This is a genomic window from Stenotrophomonas sp. A3_2 (assembly GCF_036624925.1).
GTDB classification, from domain to species: domain Bacteria; phylum Pseudomonadota; class Gammaproteobacteria; order Xanthomonadales; family Xanthomonadaceae; genus Stenotrophomonas; species Stenotrophomonas hibiscicola.
Map to the genome: position 1 here is coordinate 1 of NZ_JAZKVY010000326.1, position 466 is coordinate 466.

1 protein-coding gene is annotated in these 466 nt (G+C 64.6%); it reads right to left on the bottom strand.

Features of this window, described 5'->3' with window-relative positions:
• Positions 1 to 466 (bottom strand): AMP-binding protein (locus R5H29_RS15055; protein ID WP_332329386.1); only part of this gene is annotated, 466 nt, incomplete at both ends.

Here is a 466-nt window from a genome sequence, read left to right on the forward strand (position 1 = left end):
CGCGGTGGGTGATGCCGGCACGCCATTCGTCGGGCGCATCGGTCAGCATGGTGAACACGATCGGCGCGCCGGAGGTATTCGTCACACGATGGCGGCGGATCAGATCGAACATGCGCTTCGGGTCGACGCGCCGCAGGCAAATATTGGTGCCCGCCATGGCGGCCACCGTCCACGGGTGGCACCAGCCGTTGCAATGAAACATCGGCACGCACCAGAGATAGACCATGTGCCGTCGCATATCGGCGATGAACGCGTTGTTCAGCGCGTCGATGTAGGCGCCGCGGTGATGCGCCACGACGCCCTTCGGATCGCCGGTTGTTCCGGATGTGTAGTTCAGCGTGATCGCGTCCCACTCATCCGCAGGCAGATCGAACGCGGCCGCCGGGTCGCCCTCGGCAAGGAACGCCTCATACTCCACCGGGGATATCGCTTCGATCCCGGTCACCTCCGGGTCGGCCACATCGAT